This is a genomic window from Thermogemmatispora sp., assembly GCF_019683755.1.
Taxonomy (GTDB): Bacteria; Chloroflexota; Ktedonobacteria; order Ktedonobacterales; family Ktedonobacteraceae; genus Thermogemmatispora.
Map to the genome: position 1 here is coordinate 1 of NZ_JADGHT010000048.1, position 19660 is coordinate 19660.

Annotated in this window: 16 protein-coding genes; 2 read left to right on the top strand and 14 right to left on the bottom strand. The window is 57.6% G+C overall.

Annotation, left to right across the window (positions count from 1 at the left end; translation table 11 throughout):
- Positions 1–161: 161 nt before the first annotated feature.
- The 4 genes from IRZ24_RS05505 to IRZ24_RS05520 form a co-directional block, all read right to left on the bottom strand.
- Positions 162–896: a response regulator transcription factor gene (locus tag IRZ24_RS05505; RefSeq protein WP_297161000.1), complete on the bottom strand. Its 735-nt coding sequence runs from the start codon at positions 894–896 to the stop codon at positions 162–164.
- A 2-nt stretch (positions 897–898) separates the two neighbouring features.
- Positions 899–3526 carry a GAF domain-containing protein gene (locus tag IRZ24_RS05510; RefSeq protein WP_297161002.1) on the bottom strand — a complete coding sequence of 876 codons (2628 nt, stop codon included), beginning with the start codon at positions 3524–3526 and terminating at the stop codon, positions 899–901.
- A 352-nt stretch (positions 3527–3878) separates the two neighbouring features.
- Positions 3879–5012, bottom strand: a complete 1134-nt coding sequence (locus tag IRZ24_RS05515; protein WP_297161004.1) for a lipocalin family protein — start codon at positions 5010–5012, stop codon at positions 3879–3881.
- Positions 5009–7450: an MMPL family transporter gene (locus IRZ24_RS05520; protein ID WP_297161006.1), complete on the bottom strand. Its 2442-nt coding sequence runs from the start codon at positions 7448–7450 to the stop codon at positions 5009–5011. Before IRZ24_RS05520 ends, IRZ24_RS05515 begins: the two co-directional genes overlap by 4 nt.
- 221 nt (positions 7451–7671) lie before the next feature.
- On the opposite strand from IRZ24_RS05520, the gene smpB reads away from it, so the two are divergent.
- A complete protein-coding gene (gene smpB / locus IRZ24_RS05525; RefSeq protein WP_297161008.1) occupies positions 7672–8178 on the top strand; it encodes an SsrA-binding protein SmpB in 507 nt (168 codons plus the stop codon).
- 100 nt (positions 8179–8278) lie between these two features.
- Positions 8279–8740, top strand: a complete 462-nt coding sequence (locus IRZ24_RS05530) for a PaaI family thioesterase (RefSeq protein ID WP_297161010.1) — start codon at positions 8279–8281, stop codon at positions 8738–8740.
- Here the strand turns inward: IRZ24_RS05530 and IRZ24_RS05535 are convergent, their stop codons facing one another.
- The 10 genes from IRZ24_RS05535 to IRZ24_RS05580 all read right to left on the bottom strand — a co-directional run bounded on the left by IRZ24_RS05535 (position 8741) and on the right by IRZ24_RS05580 (position 19488).
- Positions 8741–10063, bottom strand: a complete 1323-nt coding sequence (locus IRZ24_RS05535; protein ID WP_297161012.1) for an MFS transporter — start codon at positions 10061–10063, stop codon at positions 8741–8743. It lies immediately after the preceding gene.
- 141 nt (positions 10064–10204) lie between these two features.
- On the bottom strand, positions 10205–10420 hold the full coding sequence (locus IRZ24_RS05540) for a hypothetical protein (protein WP_297161014.1): 216 nt from the start codon (positions 10418–10420) through the stop codon (positions 10205–10207).
- Positions 10421–10616: 196 nt separating this feature from the next.
- Positions 10617–11345 carry a GNAT family N-acetyltransferase gene (locus IRZ24_RS05545; RefSeq protein WP_297161016.1) on the bottom strand — a complete coding sequence of 243 codons (729 nt, stop codon included), beginning with the start codon at positions 11343–11345 and terminating at the stop codon, positions 10617–10619.
- Between the two features lie 108 nt (positions 11346–11453).
- Positions 11454–12296, bottom strand: a complete 843-nt coding sequence (locus IRZ24_RS05550) for an ABC transporter permease (protein ID WP_297161018.1) — start codon at positions 12294–12296, stop codon at positions 11454–11456.
- Between the two features lie 9 nt (positions 12297–12305).
- Positions 12306–13247: an ABC transporter ATP-binding protein gene (locus IRZ24_RS05555; RefSeq protein WP_297161019.1), complete on the bottom strand. Its 942-nt coding sequence runs from the start codon at positions 13245–13247 to the stop codon at positions 12306–12308.
- Positions 13248–13759: 512 nt separating this feature from the next.
- Positions 13760–13966, bottom strand: coding sequence for a hypothetical protein (locus IRZ24_RS05560; RefSeq protein WP_297161020.1), 207 nt, complete (start codon positions 13964–13966; stop codon positions 13760–13762).
- 294 nt (positions 13967–14260) lie between these two features.
- Positions 14261–14635 carry a hypothetical protein gene (locus tag IRZ24_RS05565; protein ID WP_297161021.1) on the bottom strand — a complete coding sequence of 125 codons (375 nt, stop codon included), beginning with the start codon at positions 14633–14635 and terminating at the stop codon, positions 14261–14263.
- A gap of 154 nt (positions 14636–14789) precedes the next feature.
- Complete coding sequence (locus IRZ24_RS05570; RefSeq protein WP_297161022.1) at positions 14790–17288, bottom strand: transglutaminaseTgpA domain-containing protein; 2499 nt, start codon at positions 17286–17288, stop codon at positions 14790–14792.
- 1 nt (position 17289) lies between these two features.
- Complete coding sequence (locus IRZ24_RS05575) at positions 17290–18513, bottom strand: DUF58 domain-containing protein (RefSeq protein WP_297161023.1); 1224 nt, start codon at positions 18511–18513, stop codon at positions 17290–17292.
- Positions 18514–18516: 3 nt separating this feature from the next.
- The gene (locus tag IRZ24_RS05580) at positions 18517–19488 is read right to left on the bottom strand and encodes a MoxR family ATPase (RefSeq protein ID WP_297161024.1); all 972 of its coding nucleotides are present in this window, start codon (positions 19486–19488) and stop codon (positions 18517–18519) included.
- Between the last annotated feature and the right edge of the window lie 172 nt (positions 19489–19660).

Consider the following 19660-nt stretch of genomic DNA (forward strand, 5'->3'; position numbering starts at 1 on the left):
AAGAAATACCGGTAATATAGTAAAGAACTCCCAATCTTCCGTATAACAGTGTACAGCAAGCCGGCTCAATTCGCCATAAAGAACGGTCTTGCTAGCATTAAAATCTCATTAAAATACTCCTTCATCAGGGTCACCTTGCTCGCCAGCACGGAAGCAGTCGGCTATTGATCGCGCCGACCCTCGGCCTGGAAAACATAGCCGACGCCAGGCTCAGTGAGGATATAGCGCGGGCGGGACGGCTCTTGCTCGACTTTGCGGCGTAGCTGCCGCACATAAACGCGCAGATAGTCTGCTTCCTCGCCGTATTCAGGTCCCCAAACTGCCCGCAGCAAGGTCCGATGCGTCAAGACTTTGCCAGCGTGCAGCATGAGTTGTCGCAGTAGTTCAAATTCGGTGGGGGTGAGCCGTACCTCGCGATCGCCCGCCCGTACATAACGGCGCTCGACATCCATGATGAGATAGCCATCACTGCTACGCAGTACCTGGGCTTGCTCCTCTTGAGGTTTGCCACTTCCACCATTGGCGGCGCGTCGTAAGCAGGCCCGCACACGCGCTAAGAGTTCGGCGCTGCTAAAGGGTTTGGTCAGATAATCATCCGCTCCCAGGTCGAGGGCTCGGACTTTCTGTTTCTCTTCGGTCCTCGCTGAGAGGACGATGATGGGCACCTGACTCTGACGGCGGACTTGCTCACAGACCTCTAGCCCGTCGATGCTTCCAGGCAGGCAGAGGTCGAGCAAGATAAGGTCAGGCTCGTGCTGGTTCACCGCCCTGAGCGCTTCCTCTCCGTTGTCAGCTACCAGCACTTCATAGCCGCTCATGAGCAGATTTCTGCGCAAAGTACGCTGAATCGAGAGTTCGTCATCGACAACTAAAATGCGCTTGCCTCGGGATCTCATGACTATTCCTCCGACCACCGTGCAGCTGGCGAAGGCAGGCTTTGGACCGAGCCGGGACCAGGGCCACAGGAGCAGACGGGTAGGGTGAAGGCAAAGTTCGCTCCGCCTTCGGGAGCCGATTCTATCCAGATCCGTCCTCTATGGGCCTCGATGATGCCTCGGCAAATGGCCAGACTGAGACCATTGCCCTGGGGATCAACGCTATAAAAGGCTTTAAAGATTCGCTCTCGCTCGCCCTCTGGCAATCGATAGCCACGATCAAGAATGCGACCGCGCAGTATCCCGTCAACAATTTCCAGTTCGACAATAATCTCCTCGTTCGGTCCGTTATGACGCAGAGCGTTCTCCAGCAGATTGTAAAAGACACGTTCCATCTGCGCGTAGTCAACGTGGGCAAGCAACGGCAAAGGTGGCTGCAGGCAGAGGCGAATGTTGTGCTTTCTTCCGACGCTGCGCTCTAAGCGTAGAAGGGCACTGTTGAGCAGTTCGCCCATGTCGCACCATTCTTTTTCCAGGGTAAGGGCCCCCATTTCAATACGCGACATCTCAATAAGGGCATTGATCAGCACGGTGAGGTGATCGGTCTCGGCATCAACCTCACGCAGTATCTCACGGAGGGTCTCTTCATCCCAGACAATGTCTGGTTCTAACAGTCCGGTAATGGCGGCTTTGATGGAGGTGAGAGGCGTACGCAAGTCGTGCGAGACCGAGGAGAGCAGTGCCTGTTTGTTCTTTTCATCACGCACCTGTTCGGTGATGTCATGTGCCTGGAGCGCGTAAGCCTTAAGTTGGCCTTGCTGATCCATGACCGGATGGCGCGTGAAGAGATAGTAGCGATCAAGGTTCGTATTGTCTGGATTGGCAGCGGCCCCACCTCGGCGCTCATGGTGCTCGCCCTTAGCGCTCTCTGCCGCTCTATTCGCTCCTTCCTCGCAAGGTGGCTCGCTGGCAAAGGCACAGCGTAGCTCCCAGGCTCGTGCCTGCTCCTGGGTCAATTGGCTCAGGTACTGCTCTAGCTGCTCACGATTGCGCGCAAGCGCGAGCAGAGTCGAGAAGACCTCTTCGAGCCTCCGACTGTCTCCTGCTTGCAGACGAACACCACAGAGGCTCTCGGCTGCGGGATTCATATAGATACAGCGCCCGCTGAGATCAACAGCGAACCAGGCATCGGTGAGATGGCCCGGCAGGCGCTCGTGAAGCTGCACGAGGCGGCTCAACTCACTCAGAATGCTAGCACGTTCAAGCGCTTCTTCTGCGCTGCGCGTAAGCAGGACTGCATTGGGATTCCGCGAGGGCACTACCTCTGTTAGCTGTTCATGAAGCAGCTCCTGGGAAACGCTCACTCCTGCCTGGCTCCGCTGACATAGCGTGTGCATCAAAGCCTGCAGTTCCTGCTCAGGATAGGTCAACAGGTAGTCAGCAATGAAGCGTAGCAGGCTGATAAAGCTGATGCCAAAGGTGCGCTCGAATTCGCTGCGCACCTGCGCAAGCAAGCGCTCCTCTTCTTCGTCAGTCCGCCGCCTCTGAATCGCTTCAAGGCGCGCTATCGTTTCCCGAAAGCGCTGCTGCCGCCGAACGGCTTCGAGCAGCATACCATTGTGAATAGCAATGGTGGCCTGGCTGGCAAAAAGCGAGAGGATGTCTACTTTGAGCGGTGTAAAACCGCCCGGCTCCTCAGAGCAGAGCAGTAAGGCGCCGTAGACAGTGGAGTCGGTGACCAGCGGGTGGACAAAGATAGAGCGAATCTTGAGCTGGCTATAGAGGGGCTGGCTAGCAGGAAAACGCGAGTCGCTGCCAATATCATTGGAAAATTGTGGCTGGCGGTGAAGCAGACTAAAGCCAATGATACAGCGCTCGCTCAGGGGCTGCCCATTCTCAATGATACGCGCGAGGGTGTCGGCCTCTAGACCAGCTTGAGCCTCCAGACGAAGGCATTCCCGCGGGCGATCAATGGTCACAATCGCAGACCAGACGCGTAGTGCTTCAGCGATGCCGCTGACGATCCGCTGAAAGATTGTGGGCAGGTCCATCGTGGAGGCCAGAGCGTTGGAGACAGCTTTGAGCGCCTCCCGTTGGCGGTCCTGAATTTGGGCGCTGCCCCCCACCTGGACCCCTTCGATAGCCGCCGCTAGGACGCGCCCTACTGCTTCTAACAGGCGACGCAATGAGGGATCATCATAGGTGCCCAGCTTGCAACTGCCCAGCTCCAGGGTGCCCAGTACACGATCTTCGACGGCCAGGGGAACAATGGCCGCCGAGCGCAGTTGCGGATGGCCACTGAGAGCATCACCTACCTTCGCCGGTGGGCCATCTGCCCCCTGCGGATAGTTCTCAATGAGCATAACAGGGTGTCTCAGCACCTGCTCCGCGCGCGATTCTGAGAGCGGATGCTGATGGTAGTGGGCTTGCCAGGCATTGCCCTCCTCTCGCCAGCAGACCGTGACTCGTACAGCCTGTCGATCATGCCGCAGGAGGACTACACCAAAAATGTCAAATGGGATGGTTGGCGCCAGCTCTGCTGCAAGCCTGGTATAGTCGGGTTTCGAGCCGCGTACACTCGAAATAAGGCGAAACACACGCTCGACGATAGCAGATTCATCTAGCGTGGAGACGCGCGTCCCTGCTCTCATTGTTCCCCCCAACAATGAACCGGGCTACCACCTCTCAAACAGTCAGCCTGGAGTTTTTTTTCTACACAATCATCAGCAGTATAACACAAAAGGACACTCCCAGTAGTCGGCAAATTGGTCAGCATTGATCGCCTTGCTCTGCTTTTGGTAAGCTTGAGATATGGCTTGCTCTGGCCCGAAGGTACTACCAGAGCCGCCCACAAGCCAAGCGAGGGGTCTGCCAGGATCGGTCTGTCTGGCCTTGTTGCGCTCCCCCGCAGAAGTCTACTCCATCCGCCACCCGGCGGCAAGAGTACAGGCGTTCGTTCCCGTGACTTGGCCATCACCATCCTGCTATCTCCTCTTTGAGGGATTACGCAGCAGCATAGCCGGTCAGTTCAACATAGCCTTGACCGCTTACGCTGTCACCCATGCTTTGGCCCTGGATGCTCACGGCGCCCTCCCAGTAGGCGTTGCCGGTTGACTGGTAAGTGACCAGCTCTTGATCTTTCAGCTCAGGCTGCAGCGTCAGTCGGAGAGAGATACGTGCGTCATGGATGGTAACCTGCCAGCCTGATGGGTAACGAGCATGGGTGACTGGACTCAGCCAGCTACCAAGGGCCTGGACATGCAGGCTGCTAGCTGGCAAGAGATGGTCCCGACCTGTGGGATCGATGAGGCCAACATATGTAGAGATGACCCGCCCGCTAGCATCGCGGATCAGGTAGAGCATCAGCTCACTATTATCACTGAGCTGTAAACTAAACCAGTCCCAGCCACCGCCAGCTAAGGTGAGGAAGTTGCCCCATTGGTGATCCATCCAGGCTAGACCGCTAACGGCCAGCATCTGTCCATGATCAGTAAGTAGGCCGCTGACAGCCAGGCGAGTGCGCGAGTAGTAGTAAGAGAAGCCCGCCAGGCCATAGGTGATAAGGCCATTCCCATTGTGGAGCACTGCAGGTTTCAGCGCCTCTAGCTGGAGCTGCAAGCCATAGTCTGGCATCACAGCCGCAAGCTGGTCATGACCATTATAGCCCTGCATGCGCCAGGGCCCGACTTGAAGATGAAAGCCTCCCTGAGCGTTGGCAGGGCCAGATGAGGCCTCTAACTGCAGGAGACGTTGCTGGGCAAAATGAAACTGGCCACGGTTGAGGTCGCTGATGGCGAAGTGCGCTGCGTAGACAGGCGGCAAGTCACTACGTAGGACCTGGAAAAAGACGAGTTCGAAGCCGTAGCGCAGAAGGCGCCCATTGGAGCTACGGGCCTGAAGGTGGCCCGTATAATACCACCACTCGGTCAGGTCCTTGTGCGGTGCTTCGTCCTGCGGCAGACGAAGGGGAGGCAAGGAAGTGGCCTGAGGAGCAGCGGGAACAATGGGCAGTTGGGCTGAAGTGGCTGGTATGCCAGGGAAAGCACAGGCGCTCAAGCTACCTAGTGCCACCAGCAGCGCCAGCCAGAGTGCGGGAGATCTTTTGAGCCTCTGGTAATGCTCCTTCAAGGTGCTCATCGCGTTCCTCCTTGCCGCGGCTTAGCAGGTTGATCGCCGCTGCCTTGATAGGTTCCTCCGCTGGCCAGGCTGTCAGCACTCTGGGTCCCCGCGCCCTCGCTCAGGCCCTGACCGCTTTCAGTCAGCAGGGTAGGTCGCCGCTGGACTCCCGCAAAGGGTAGCCACCAATTGAGATTGCCTAGCAGCCGCATGGTCGCCGGCACCAGTAGTCCGCGTACGAGTGTGGCATCGCTGATGACCGCCAGCGCCATGCCCAGACCCAGCGCTTTGACAAGGATCATGTCAGCGGTGGCAAAACATGCGCTCACTACGACCACGATGACGGCAGCACTGGTGATGATACCGCCACTGCGTTGGAGGCCCAGCGCTACCGCCTGGGTGTTGTCGCCGCTTTCCCAGTAGGCTTCTTGGACACGCGAGAGGAGAAAGACCTCGTAGTCCATTGAGAGACCAAAGAGGGAGCAGAAGAGCAAGATCGGACTAGAGGCCTCGACAAAGCCCAAGGGAGTGAAGCCGAGAAGCTGATGTAGGAAACCTTCCTGAAAGATGACAACCAGTGCCCCGTAGCTGGCCAGGATGGAGAGCGTATTCATGAGAATGGCTTTGAGCGGCAGCACAACAGAGCGGAAGAGGAGCAAAAGCACCACATAGGTAATCAAGGCAACAATGAGGACAGCTTTGGGAAAATCGCTGTAGAGCGCCTCAACGTAGTCGATATTGCTGGCGCTGCCGCCGGCGACCAATACATGCATGCCCGGCCCTGGCGGCGTATTGCGAATCGTCAGGACTAGCTCTTCCGCTTGCTCGGAGAGCATGTCATATTTGCTGATCACGGTGACTAATGCCAGGTTGCCTGCCACCGAGGACCTCAGCAGGCCCCCCAGGTAGGGATCAGCGATTAGCTGCGGATGAGTGTAGAGCAGCTCATATTGCTGCAAGGTCAGGCGTGGATCAGCACTGACGATGCTGTCCACACGGGCCACGCGCGGATCGGCTTCTAGTCGCTGCACGTAGCGATAGAGCAGCGCGATGTTATTGGGGGTCAGGACGTCTCCCGGCATCTCTACCGCTAGCAGGATGGGGGTGGTCTCACGGGCGTTGAAGCGCGAAGTCAAGAGGTCATAGGAGGCCCGCGAAGGGACATCCTGAGGTAGAATCGAAGCCCCAGGGGCGGAGAAGCGCACCGCCAGGAAGGGCAGTCCCAAGGCTACAAGCAGGAAGAGTACAGGGAAGAAGAAGCGCAGAGGATAGCGCATGACCAGGTGAGACAGCCGATACCAAAAGCCCTCATGCGGCTGAATAAGGGCACTACGTGCCCCAGCAACCGCAACTTCTTCCTCCCCTGCTTTCTCATGGGGCTGAGCATGGGAGCGACGAGGCCACCAGCGCCAGAGCCAGGAAAGACGCACAGGTAAGGCATTAATGCGTGTTCCCAGGATGGCGAGCATGGCCGGCAAGAGAGTCAGAGCGGCAATGACACAGAGGGCGACGACGAGCATGCCCCCCAGACCAACGGAGCGGAGCATGTTGATACGGAAGAAGGTTAGGCCGAAGAGGCCGATCGAGACAGTGAAACCAGAGAAAGTGACCGCTCGCCCAGCGGTGGCCACGGTAATGGCCACCGCCTCGTTTGGCAGCCGACCACGCGCCAGCTCCTCGCGAAAGCGACTGACCATGAAGAGGGAGTAGTCCACGCCCAGCCCAAGGCCAAAAAGGGTGGTGATGTTTAAGACAAAGATCGAGAGTGGTGTGAGATGCCCCAGGCCAAAGATAATGGCGAGAGCGACAACGACCGCAGCTCCGCCGATCATAGTAGGTAAGAGGGCCGCAACCACTGAGCGGAAGACAAGCAGGAGGGCCACGAGGGCGAAGGGAAACGCCAACACCTCGGCTCGGCGCAGATCGCGCTCACTGACGAACTGAATATCCTCATAGAAGACAGGGCTACCGCCGACGTGAATCTCCAGGTCCGGCTGCGCCTTCAGCCGCCGTTCTAGCTCCGGCAAGAGGTGCGGCGCAGCATCCGGGTCGCTTTTGAGCATGACGTTGGCATAAGCCCCGTGACGGTCAAGTGAGATCTGACGCGGGTTGTCCAGATAGGTGACGACGCTGGCTACTTCAGACCAAGTGCGCACTTCGGCAAGCGCTTGCTGCATCTGTTGGACAAATTGGGGACTGTCCACACGATAGCGCTGGCTGATGAAAATTACCTGGACAACCGTCGGATTGAGATGGAGCTTGGTGGTGAGGAGATCAATTGCTCGCTGTGACTCAGCATCCGGGCTAAGCAATCCCCCCGATTGCAAGACCTGGCTGGCCCGTGGCGCAAAGGGCAAGGCGATCAGAACCAACAGCAGCCAGCACAGGAGCATGAGCCAGCGCGCCCGAACGGTCACCCAGCCCAGCGCATAAAAAATTGACCTTCTCGGTTTCTGCATGTATACTCTTCCTCACCTGGGGGCTACGCCTGGCAGACTGGCTGCGCTGCCAGCTCCGGCGGCTCAGCCGGAGCTACCGAGCCGACAAGCCGCTTGTCCCCATATTCCGCGTTTCTCTCCACGCGGAAGTCGCTGCGAAGGTTTTCGAAGACTGTTGCTGTTATACTAGTAGACAGCTTTTGTCTGCGTGTCAAGAGGAGCTGGCATCCGGAGGAGGTCCCATGACAAAGCAGTTGGCAAAGCAGGCAACCACAAAAAAGCCGACGCAGGGGAACGAGAAGCCGATTCAGGTGATTAGCGTCAATCGTCAGGCTTACCATGACTACGATGTGGAGCGCACGCTAGAAGCAGGCCTCGCCCTGGCAGGAACCGAGATTAAGTCGATTCGCGCTGGCAGAGTGAATCTGCGCGGGGCCTATGCCATTGGCAGGAATGGCGAGCTGTGGCTGGAAAATATGCATATTGCACCCTACGAGCATGGGAATGTTCACAACCATGAACCGCTGCGCCCTCGCAAGTTGCTGTTGCACCGCCGTGAGATCAACCAGCTTCTCGGCAAAGTCAGCCAGAAGGGCATGACGCTGATTCCCCTAAAGCTCTATCTCAAAGGAGGCCTTGCCAAGATTGAGCTAGGTCTCTGCCGCGGACGCAAGCTCTACGATAAGCGAGCCGCCATTGCTGAGCGCGACGCCCGCCGCGAGATGGAGCGTGCTCTGCGCCGTCGCTAAGCAGGCCCTTAGCCGCCGCAGTTCCAGCGAGAAATGATCATTTGGAGCAACCCTTCCATTGCCTTATGCACGTCATTGCTGAGCAGAGGATTAGGTAAGAATGGATCAAGAACATCAACAAGGACACATGTTTCAATTTGTTCAACAGGTGAACCAGCGCTCAGGCTTCGGTCAGCTTCTGGGTATGCGGGTAGAGGAGGCAGAGCCAGGGCGAGGACGGGTTCGCTTAAAGGTCGATGAACGGCTCATGCACCCTCAAGGTTTGGTGCATGGCGGCGTGATCTTCTCCCTCGCTGACACCGCTATGGCGATGGCCTTGCTGGCCTCGTACCCGCCAGGGACACGGACTGGGACGATTGAGGCCAAGATCAATTATTTGCGTGCCGTGCGCGGCGGCCAGCTCTTGGCGGAGGCCGCCATCATTCATCAGGGCCGAACTACTGCTGTGCTGGAGGCTACTGTCTATCATCTGGGTGAGGATGAAAACGAACAGCGCGCAGTGGCACGGGCCTTGAGTACCTTCTATATCTTCCCACCAGAGGAAAGTAAGCCCTCACGCTAGCTAGAAAGAGGCGATGTGCGAACGCTCAGGGACCGAGGCATCTTCAGTCTCCTTGGCCTTGGTCACATAGTGCTGCTCAAGACGGAGTAGCGAAAGGAGCGAGAGCAGCGCAATAAGCCCGAGGATAGCTGTCAGGCAAATCAGGCCATCAAAGCCGAGACGATGAGCGAAGAGGCCAGCCAGGCCGTTGCCAAGTAACTGACCCAAGCCAAGAAAGACCGAATAGAGGCCCATCAGCAGGCCACGGTCCATTGCGCTCTCTTCAGTGAGGTCAGCCAGATAGGCAAGAGCAGAAGGGGCAAAGCTGCTTTCAGCGAAGATACCTAGCAGCAAGACAGGAATCCAGACGCCCGGAGCAAGATCGCCGCCGAGACGGTGATTCATGCCCCACAGAGCCAACACGCCGACATAGAGCCCAGCCACAGAGGTGAGCATCATGACCAGGCGAGGCAAGTGGGCCAGAAAACAGGCCCAGAAGAGCAGCGAGAGGCCGAAGAAGAGCACATAGCTTCCCAGGACAAGGCTGAGCCGGCCACCGCCACCGGGTCCACTCATGATCCCCATTAGGAGCTGATCACCCATGCGGCCAGGACGGGAGAGCAGGAAAGGCAATTGTGAGCTGACCCAGATGCCCAAAAGGGCACTGATACAGATCCAGGCGGGTATGAAGATAAAGAGACGCGGTTTATGCAGAATCGACAGATAGCGTCGGACGAGTAAGGCCGGGCCACCAGCCTCAGTGACCTGGGCCACCCGCGGCGCCAGAAACATACAGAGTGTGACCAGGGCATAGAAGAAGGCCAAGAGGGCGAAGGCTCCGGGGCCAAAACGATCCCATGCAAAGCCCCCGACTACGACTCCTGCTGCAATCCCTCCACTGGTCGCCAGCTCGTAGAAGCCCATGACCCGCATGCGCCCCTGCTCATTTCGCCTGGTCAAGTCGGCCAGATATCCCAGAACCGCCGGCGTGATCATAGCGGTAGCCAATCCTGAAAGCATCTGCAAGGTTAGCAAGAAAGGCAAGGGCGAGACCGCTGCCGTCAGTGGCACCAGGAGCATCACCAGCACACCCAGCAGCGGGCCAAGCACCATAAAGAGGCGCCGACCCCAACGGTCGCTTAAGGCTCCCATAAAAGGAGCAAGTGTCAGTTCGGTCGCATAGTAGACGACGGCCAGCAGGCCCACTTGAATGGCAGTGATGTGATGACCTGCGTGGATAGCAAGGCGGGCAAGGAACAGTCCCAGGACAATGCCCCCAGCCCCCGTATTGATACGCAAGAGGAAGGTCCCCACAATCAGCGGAATAGCTGATCGCCGCACCATATTGCACCCTAATTTCCAGCCAACCTACCTGCCTACTCTCGACTAGCTCTATCGTCTCAGCGCTGCGTCCGCTCGCCTTGCCAGGGCCGAGCTTAAGGTCGCTTGTCTATACCCGTGCTTAGCTGGCCTACTCTGCACTGATCAAAAGCCTTCGAAGCGAGGTGTTTGGCCATTGCCTCCACCTGCGGAGTCGTAGGGTCCAACGACCGTCGCTTTGTGGTAACTGCGTAAGGTCCAGACGGCAATGACCCCCCCACTGATCAACAGAATGACCGCAACAACGAGTAGTACAAGCAACAATAGACGCAATCCTTGACCCTCGGAAGCACTGCTTAGGGAAAGAACCAGCAGTGGCATTAATGACAATCCTCTCTCTCGCTGATAAATTTGTTCCCCCGAACAGCTCTCTATCATCAGGACGGGAGAGGCAGAAAGAAAGTAACGCGGTGCCCACAGCCTCCCGAAAATCAAGCAGGCCAGTTGCAAACCCGCCCGCCCTCTATGAGCAGCCATAGACGAGCAGGGGGAGAGAAACTGACCTGCCACTTGTAGCTCACTGGCAGCCCTCGATCTTGTTGCGCTCCGTTGTCTCTAACGCACCTTCGTGCGGCCCAGGCAGGAGCAACTTCTCATAGCAGCAGTAGTGGCGCGCTGTTGTTCTGCCCGTAGGCTCTAACAGGCGCGCCGGGCTTTTATAAGCAGGGATCAGGTCTCTCTCGTCCTCCAGCTCTAGTTTCAGAGTCAAACGTCCTCGCTCAGGCCAAGCAGCCGAGGCCTGACCATCAATGACAATCTGCCAAAAACTCCTCCTTAACTGATACCCCTCACGCTCCAATAAAGCCCGTGCAGCATGATTACTATAAGCTACCGTTGTCGTGAGCCAAATGTCGTCACCTCTTGCGGCTCCCGCCTTCTCTGCTAAGGTACGGGCGCGCTGCTCTGCCAGGCGCAACAGCAGCGTCCCGATGCCTCGCTCTCGATAGGCAGGATGGACGCGCACGCAGAAGGCCAATGCCCTCCCTCTGGCTCCTTCAAGCGTTCCGTCCGTCATGGACCACACCGCGCCATAGCCAATGACTTCTCCCCGGCGCGTAAGAATCAACCACGCATCGCTGCTCAAGTGAAAATCAGCCCGTTGCCAACAGGCTCTCAGATCCTCATCTTCTTGATGTCCTTCCCGCTCCCCTTCGATCTGCGCACAGGCAGCAAACAGCGCCTCGACAGCCGCCAGATCGGTCGCCGCCGGCGCACGCGCCACAAGATCGCGCAAGTAAACAGCCATTCGCCGACCTCCTTCGGGGAGGGAAGCCCCGGCAGTGATGGCCCAGCCCCAGCTAGCTCGCTGCCCACGGCGTGACGGTCCCGGACAGGAGCAGCCAGAGCCTGGGCCTTAGCCATTTCTTTTCAGCTTCCCCGCTCGTTTAGCATAGCGCTCAGCCAGGCTGAAAGCGTAGACACTGGCCGGCACACTGATCAGGCCCGTGAGAATCAGGGGCCAGGTGCAACTCCAGATCTCAGGAGACCAGAGAGGCCGGCCTTGCATCACTGCTTCGCGCAGTCCCTCCAGTACATAGGTAGCTGGCGAAATATGCGCCAGCGGCTGCATCCAGCCCGGCAGCACTGAGATGGGATAATAGACCCCCGATACTAGCAGTAGCACGGCTTTGACGATAAATGACATCTGCATACCTTTCTCGGTATACAGAAGAGGCAAAATGGCAGCTCCAATGCCAAATCCGATAAAAGATATACTTCCTAGCATGAGCAGGAAGATCGCTGATAAGTAGTTAGCATGACTTAGATCGATATGGAAAAATGCTGCAATAACTAGCAGCTGGATGAACGTAAAGAGCAGGCCATGAGCTACGGCATAGAGGCAGCTCCCGACCATATGGGTGAAACGTGAGATCGGAGCCATGAAGGTGTATTCGATAGTTCCTTCCCACCGCTCCATATTGATAATGTCAGTGACTCCATCGAAGGTTACGCTCAGATAGGACCAGACCGAGGTCCCGATTACTAGCACCAATAGCAGGGAGTTGGTATCAAATTTGACCTTCGCTCCAGTAATCTGCTCTGCAGCGGCCCCGATGAAAGTCACGCTGAGGGCATTGACGATGTTGTAGAGCAACCAGACAATTTCCCAAGCCCAATAGCGTTTGGTCAGGTTCCAGTTGCGCTCAAAGAAAGCGTAGGTTGCACGTCCGCGATGAATCAAAGCTGTTAATAGCATAATATCTTTTTACTCCTCTTCTTCACGCATAGCCTCGAAAGCCTCAAAAGCTTTCTCCCAACTGCCGTAGCGGTGGATGTCCTCCTCTGTGATGTGATGAGCCGCTGTAAAGTGCATAAAGACCTGATGCATGCTGGCCGAACTCGATAATCCCAGTTGCCGCACCACTTCTTGTTTCAGTTCGGCAACCGTTCCAAGGGCCACAATTCGTCCCTGATCGATAATGGCGATGCGGTCACAGAGGGCCTCAGCTTCCTCCAGATCGTGTGTCGTCAGAATAATCGTCGCATCGTGGACCTCGCGCAGCTCACGGATAAAGGTCTGGACGTCAAGCTTCGAACGAGGATCGAGACCGGTTGTCGGCTCATCCAAGAGCAGCAGCACAGGAGCGGTCAGGAAGGCGCGCGCAATAGCAACCTTCTGCTGCATACCGCGGGACATGTCTTCCAGCGGCTGCTTAAGGCGTGCGGCACTGATCCCCAGGCGTCCGAGAATGCTCTCAATGCGCTCCCGAGCTTCCCGCCCGGGCAGGTTGTAGAGACGCGCTGCATAGATCAGGTTTTCCATCGGCGAGAGCTTCTTGAAGAAAGAAGCCTCGACACTTACACGGTTAATCAGGCGACGGACAACGGCTTCGTCACGCACAACGTCGTAGCCAAAGATACGAACCCGCCCGCTATCGGGAATGAGCAGCGTAGAGAGAATACGGATCAGCGTTGACTTACCTGAACCGTTAGAGCCGAGCACGCCAATGATTTCACGGCGCTTCACCCGCAGGCTCACGCGGTCCACCGCGCGTACAACGCGCTCCTTGCGGCCTCTGCGCCAGGGCAGCCATGCCCCTGATTGCTTAAAAACCTTGGTTACCTCTTCAACAACAACAGCATCCTGCTCCTGCTGATCGACAACGAGTGGAGTTGCTATGGTTGGTAGCGGGCGTTCTACTGCCATGCAGTAAAAACCTCCTTTGCTTCTATAGCCAGCGAGCGTCTTCTTGTCTGTCCCTACCTGTCAGCCAGGCTGAAGCCTCCCATAAAGGAGCGACTGGCTCTGCTAACCGACAAGATAGCGCTGGCTCAGGCCTGTCGCCATGTTCACTCGACCGGTCTCCTATCTGTCCAAAGGGGCAGCCACTTCAGCTCTGAGGTGACCTCACCAGTTGGAGAGCGAGCCGGATGAGAGAGACAGCAGTGGGCCACTCCACTATTCAGCCAGGCAGGAGATAGAGGCCAGACGAGCGAGGAGCTGGGCAAGCGCACAGAGCGGGATGACAGGCCACGGCAGCTTGTTCAGCTCAGTTCCTTCGAGGCTTTCCAGCTCACCGCTCCAAGACCGTCCTCACTCGGAGATCAGCGGATCAGTTCAGCGCCTTGGGTGTAAAAAGGCGACAAAAAACCGTGGGACTGAAGGTTTCGGTCTCAGTGCCCACGGTTGAGGGTCGCTCTTACACACCTGGCGGTGCCTTACACATCAGGCGCCAGGCGCAACACAGGCGGCGATATACCCTCAACGGGCCCACTGATCCCTGAGTTAGCCCCATCCTGAGTAGTGAGCAACAGGACAAGAAGATCAACGCAGCCGTCGGAAAAGGCAGAGGTGGCGAAGGGCAGAACACCCCCCTTGCTCAATGGCTGCCACTGAGGCAAGAAGATGCGGATTACACTGCTCATCGCTGCTCCCTCCTTTCCCTGGGCTTGCGCTCAACGCGGCGAGTGTTTTCTTTGCGTAACGTCAGATAGGGACAGCAAAGGCCCCGCCCGAACTAGCAGCACGGGGCCACCTGTTTCGAGAGGATGACTACTTTTCCGAAAAGGTCTATATCGAGTATACGGTGAAGAACTAGCTTTGTCAAGGGCTGATCACGAGGGGTCAATGAGCCAGAAAGAGAGGGCGCTGGAGGCAATCTCCGGCTATAGCATAGCAGGGGGAGCGAAGGCCGGGCCAGCCCAGCCAGAGCACCGGGCTTAACGGCCATTCTGCCCGGCCTTCGCCTGTTTCACAAATTGCGTCAATTTGCCTTGCTGAATGATCTTGGCAAGCTCTTTATGACACTCAATAGCCTCTTGCGGGGTATGACTACTATGCTCGTAGATTACCAGCCGATAGAGGGTGAGATACCCATTCTGCTGAGGGTAGACGGCGGTAACGAAACCGCGGCCCAGGCGGCGATCATCGAAAGTTGCCAACACATAGCGCTTGCCATCCGGGGCGATCACCACATGGCGAGCCAGGTCGAGTACCTGCAGCTTCACCGGGTAGGCATCGGGAATCTCTAGAGCCTGCTCCCGGATGGTAGCTAGCATCTCCCGATCCTGTTCCTGCACAACACGATCAATCATCGCATCACTCCATAAGGATCAGCTTAAAAAGGGCACATGCCACCCTGGCTCACAAAGCCCCAAGGTGGCATAGTACAGTTTATCGGAAGAGAAAGAGCAGGTCAAGTGCCCCTGGCGTAGTCCCGACCCCGACCTGCCCCCTGTAAAGGTCAGATCAGAGATCCTCTACAGGGCTAGGTAGAGGGAGATCAAGGGAGCTATCTCGGCGCCACAGATGGCGTAACCGCTCCCAGAGCCAGCGAACAACGCGCACCGGTATCTTGCTCAGGGCATAGGGATGGCGCAAGAGATAGAGGAAGAGGCGCGGCTCGACCTGACGCCAGAGGGTGGGGGCCTCCCGCATCTCGCCCGAGGAAGCAGGATGCTCCGGGCTGCCAGGTGGTGCCCACAAGTCGCGCACGTAGAGATCTCCTAGACGCTGCAAGAGTGGCGCCTGTTCGGGAGCCACGCCACTGAGACGCTGGATGTACTCGTTTGGCGTCTCGGCGCGCTGCAAACTGAGACCGGCCCAACTGGCCAGTAGACAGATACGCCCATAGATCTGGGCCGTCAAACGCAGGTGGCGGAAGAGCCGTCGCCACCAGATGGTGAAGAGCATAAGCAGGCAGGCCAGAACGAAAACCACGCTCAAAGCGAAGTAGCTCAATGACTGCTGCCAGCTCAGGCCGCCCTCCTGGCTGCCGCCTCCCGTCGCCGTAGCCTCGTCATTTGGCAGTGGCAACCGAGGCAGCGTCCGAGCACCCGATGAGCTTCCCTGACCGGCTGTGCTGATCGAGCCGCTATCAGAAGAGCTATACTGATTGGGCGATGGGCGTGTAAAGGTAGGGAAGCCAGGCGAAGGCTCGAAATTGATCCAGCCATAGCCGGCAAAGTAGATCTGAGTCCAGGCATGGGCCTGAGTGCCGCGTACAATCCACTGGTGAGTAGCAGCATCGTAATCGCCGGGCGCGTAGCCTGTTACCACGCGAGCCGGCATACCAAGCTCACGCGCCATCACTGCCATCGCTGTGGCAAAGTAGTTACAGAAAGCCCGATGGCCACTGCGGAAAAGCAGCCAGGAGACTGGCTCGTCGCCCGCAGGTAGCTGCACATCGACCGAGTAGGTATAGCTGCGCAAGTAGTTCTCTAAGGCAACCGCCTTGTCATACATGGTGTGAGCATGAGCGGTTACCCGCTCTGCTAACATGCGAATATTTGGATCGAGATGAGGAGGTAGCTGTAGATAGGTCTGCAGAATGGCAGGATCATAATAATTTGTCGGGAGAGGTCCTTCGTAGTTAGAGGGCAGCTTGGGCGCCTCAGAGGGGAAAGGCACCGCTTCCAGGGTCTTGACGTCTGCCGAGGAGACGTAAGCCTGGACGGTATAGCGATCGCCTGCTGCTAGCTTGCCCTCTTTGCGCAGCACGGCCACGATACTGGTGGTGTTCTTGCTCACAAGGACCACCGCGGGCTGATCAAGCTGGCCCACCTGCCAGGGCGTGAAGAGATAGGGCTGCTGCTCGCCCGGGGGATTAACGACCGTGATCTGCAACGTGACAACATGGACGGGCGTGCCCTCGGGTGGGATCTGTTGGCCCTTCGGCAGAGAAATGCTGTAGGTAGGACTCGTCGACCAGCCGCGTCCATCGTAGGTGTCGTAGGCCAGCGAGGCAATGTATTGGCCCCCCTCGCTGCTCGTGACGCGGAAGACGATATCGTTATTCAGGTGCGGATTGCCACCGAGGATCAGCGAATTGGTGAAATTGCCGCGATTGGAAGGGATGACCCCACCATTGACAGCGATCAGGCGGTTCCAGGCATTCTCGACCTGGACCCAGGGATTACTGTCTAGGTCCCAGATCTGAGCAGCATCGGCATTGACATAGCTGCCCGGCAGAATCCAAGAGAGAATGACCACTGCCAGCGAAACCAGCAGGCCGGCTTGCATGAAGTCCCAGCCCAGATCATCCGCACAACGCAGGCCCAGCCGCTTCCAGCGACGCATCGACTCGAAGAGCGAAAAGCGCAGCAAGAGGAGGAGAGAAGCACACAGGAAGACAAAGAGAAAAATGAGGTAGCCGACAGGCACATTGCTGAGATTAATGAGCAGAAGAGCACCATTCAGCAGGATCATGAGCAGCGGCAGGCGGGTACGATAGACCAGCCAGACGCTGGCATAGGCCAACCAGAAACTGAGAGCAGTGATCAAGAAGAGAAAGATCGAATCGTCGCTACTGGTGCCGCCAGCCAGAGCGATAGCAACCCAGGCCCGCAGAGCCGCAAAGAGCAATGGGAAACTGCCATTGAAATCGGCAGTCGCGGTCTGCCAGTAAGCGATGAACAAGCCAAGCGCCAGAGCCAGAGGCTGAATGAGCCAAGGAGAGAGCCAGCGCTGACGCACAGCCAGCAGACCGAGCAGCAGGCCTAGAGCGGTCGTCAGGGTCAGCACTTCCAGATGAGCGACCCAGCCAGCGACCTGCACCGACCAGATGGTGCTGTAGACCACCACGGTCACCAGCACCAGCGAGAAGTAGCCTTCTTCGAGGCGGAATAGCTCCCTCAGAGAGGACCAACTCAGCCCAGGCTTATCGGGAGAGGGCGAATTAGCCCGCTTTGGACTGGGTTCAGACGGCGAGAATAGTCGAGAGAAACGGTCAGCAGTGGCCTGGCCCATATCAAGACCTCCATTGGAGAGAGCGCACGCTTGGGCCACGTTCGAGAGCTTCCGCTAGCGAGTCGCCCCGTTTAATGCGCAGCACAGGGACACCCTCCCCTTCCAGCAAGGCCCACGTATCTTCATCCGCAGGTCGTCCATCAAAAGACGCGGCCTCTAGCCCAATTACAGCCACCTGGACTCCACGGCGACGCAAATGCCTCAGGCCCTCATGCCAGTCGCGCGAGGTAGAGGGAGTAATCACAATCGCCGCCGTATTGCGACCAAAATGCAAGGCATCCAGCGCCAACGCCTCTTTGAGGTCCGGCCCGGCTCCTGCCCTGACCACCGCCAGCAACTCTAGCACGCGTTCGATCTGGCGGTCACCGCGATCCAGGGCCAGGAACTCACGGCGCTCGCCATTGACAATCAAGCCAAGCGACAGATCCTGACGTAGCAGGTAAACGGCAAGCGAAGCCGCGATGGTGATGCCGTATTCTTCTGTCGATTCTTCCCCTTCGCCTGCCTGTACCGCCTGATGGAGATCGAGGAAGATCCAGGCATCCATTGCCGGATCAAGATCGAACTCTTTCACCATCAATTTATTATAATGCGCCGTTGAGGGCCAGTGGATGCGGCTAAGTGAATCACCACTGACATACTCCCGAATAGTTGTGGCGTTTGTTGTCGTATGGAGCGCACGACGGGTGCTGCGTCCCTTGCCGGGCAGGCCACCGGTAAAGAAGGTAAAGGTAGTCAACGGGATCACACGCGGCAGGACGAGAATCTCATAGGCTGGTGAGAGCAGACGGTGGCGTCGGAAGAGGCCGAAGGGGTCGCCACTGCTCGCGATGACCGGGCCGAGCTGGTAGCGACCACGGCGCCGACAGACTGTACGGGCACGCCAGAGCGCCCGCTTACGACCGCCCATGCTAGCGACGTAACCGGCGCGATGGCCGGGCAGCGTCGAGCCGTCGACGATCTGCACCCAGAGCTTGGGGAAGATACTAACGTTGTCTAACATCAGGCGCTCATCAAAGGTATCGCCCACTTGTACCCGTCCAAACGGAGCCGCCCGATGAAAGACCAGGCCGCGCAGGCTAGAGTAGGCCCATAGGAGCGAGAGTAGAAAGACCGCTAGCAGCACGTAGGTGACTACATAGAGAGCCTTCCAGCCGCTACTGATGGCTAGAAAGCCTGTCACCACTATCAGGAGCACGAGAAAGACGGTCTGCCAGCTTCGCATAGCTCAGCGCGCCTTTCCTCCTCCGACCCAAGCCCCCGGAACCGGTACGGTCTGCAGGATCTCGTCCAGAATGGACGAGGAGGTGACCGAGCGTACTCGGGCCGCTGGGGTAACAATGATACGATGCGCCAGCGTTGGCTTGACCATCAGCTTGACATCGTCTGGAATCACATAGCTGCGCCCACGAATGGCCGCTAGCGCTTGAGCAGCACGGAAGAGGGCCAGCGAGCCACGAGGGCTGGCTCCCAGATAGATGCTGCCATGATGGCGCGTGGCGTTAGTGATCGCCACGATGTACTCACGAATAGACTGGTCGACGTGGATAGAGCGAACCTGCTTCTGTATCTCTAGTAGCTCCTCCGCCGTCATGATCTGCTGTAGATCCTCAAGTGGGTGGTGATCTTGCTGACTGTTCAGAATATTGATCTCGTCGGCAGGAGAAGGATAGCCCAGACTGATATTCATCATGAAACGGTCAAGCTGGGCCTCAGGCAGGGGAAAGGTCCCTTCGTATTCAATGGGATTCTGAGTGGCCATCACCATGAACGGCTCAGGTAGGGGATAAGTGCGGCCATCAACAGTAACTTGCGACTCCTCCATCGCTTCCAGCAAAGCTGACTGCGTTTTGGGCGTCGCCCGATTCACTTCGTCGGCCAGCACGATTTGCGCCATGATAGGCCCAGGGCGAAACTCGAAATTGCCCGTCTTCTGGTTGTAGATTGAGACACCGGTGATGTCACTAGGCAGAAGATCTGGAGTGAACTGAATGCGCTTGAAGCTGCAACCGATTGAGCGCGCGATGGACTTAGTGAGAACGGTTTTGCCCACGCCTGGCACATCCTCGATCAGGACGTGCCCTCGACAAATCACGGCGATCAGGGTGAAGGTCACCGCCTCAGCTTTGCCAACGATCACACTCTCAACGTTGCGAATCACTCGCTGAACAGCAGCGGCGAGATCCTGTACTGACTGCATGCTCTATTCTCCGATCAGGTCGCGTCGCGGAGGCCCGACTCGCAGGAACAGGTCAACCTGCTTTAGTGTACCACACTGCCCGCTCTGGGTGATACCGGTTTGCTCAGGATGTCAGTCTCTCCACCCTTCTTCCTCGGGCTAAGCATTGCTGACCACTGCAGCACCTGCCTCC

Bases quoted from the DNA above. Each gene is read 5' to 3' on its own strand.
- IRZ24_RS05505 (WP_297161000.1), bottom strand. From the start codon at position 896: ATGAGATCCCGAGGCAAGCGCATTTTAGTTGTCGATGACGAACTCTCG.
- IRZ24_RS05560 (WP_297161020.1), bottom strand. From the start codon at position 13,966: ATGAGCAGTGTAATCCGCATCTTCTTGCCTCAGTGGCAGCCATTGAGC.
- IRZ24_RS05530 (WP_297161010.1), top strand. From the start codon at position 8,279: ATGGATCAAGAACATCAACAAGGACACATGTTTCAATTTGTTCAACAG.
- IRZ24_RS05545 (WP_297161016.1), bottom strand. From the start codon at position 11,345: ATGGCTGTTTACTTGCGCGATCTTGTGGCGCGTGCGCCGGCGGCGACC.
- smpB (WP_297161008.1), top strand. From the start codon at position 7,672: ATGACAAAGCAGTTGGCAAAGCAGGCAACCACAAAAAAGCCGACGCAG.
- IRZ24_RS05550 (WP_297161018.1), bottom strand. From the start codon at position 12,296: ATGCTATTAACAGCTTTGATTCATCGCGGACGTGCAACCTACGCTTTC.
- IRZ24_RS05570 (WP_297161022.1), bottom strand. From the start codon at position 17,288: ATGGGCCAGGCCACTGCTGACCGTTTCTCTCGACTATTCTCGCCGTCT.
- IRZ24_RS05565 (WP_297161021.1), bottom strand. From the start codon at position 14,635: ATGATTGATCGTGTTGTGCAGGAACAGGATCGGGAGATGCTAGCTACC.
- IRZ24_RS05575 (WP_297161023.1), bottom strand. From the start codon at position 18,513: ATGCGAAGCTGGCAGACCGTCTTTCTCGTGCTCCTGATAGTGGTGACA.
- IRZ24_RS05520 (WP_297161006.1), bottom strand. From the start codon at position 7,450: ATGCAGAAACCGAGAAGGTCAATTTTTTATGCGCTGGGCTGGGTGACC.
- IRZ24_RS05515 (WP_297161004.1), bottom strand. From the start codon at position 5,012: ATGAGCACCTTGAAGGAGCATTACCAGAGGCTCAAAAGATCTCCCGCA.
- IRZ24_RS05535 (WP_297161012.1), bottom strand. From the start codon at position 10,063: ATGGTGCGGCGATCAGCTATTCCGCTGATTGTGGGGACCTTCCTCTTG.
- IRZ24_RS05580 (WP_297161024.1), bottom strand. From the start codon at position 19,488: ATGCAGTCAGTACAGGATCTCGCCGCTGCTGTTCAGCGAGTGATTCGC.
- IRZ24_RS05510 (WP_297161002.1), bottom strand. From the start codon at position 3,526: ATGAGAGCAGGGACGCGCGTCTCCACGCTAGATGAATCTGCTATCGTC.
- IRZ24_RS05555 (WP_297161019.1), bottom strand. From the start codon at position 13,247: ATGGCAGTAGAACGCCCGCTACCAACCATAGCAACTCCACTCGTTGTC.
- IRZ24_RS05540 (WP_297161014.1), bottom strand. From the start codon at position 10,420: ATGCCACTGCTGGTTCTTTCCCTAAGCAGTGCTTCCGAGGGTCAAGGA.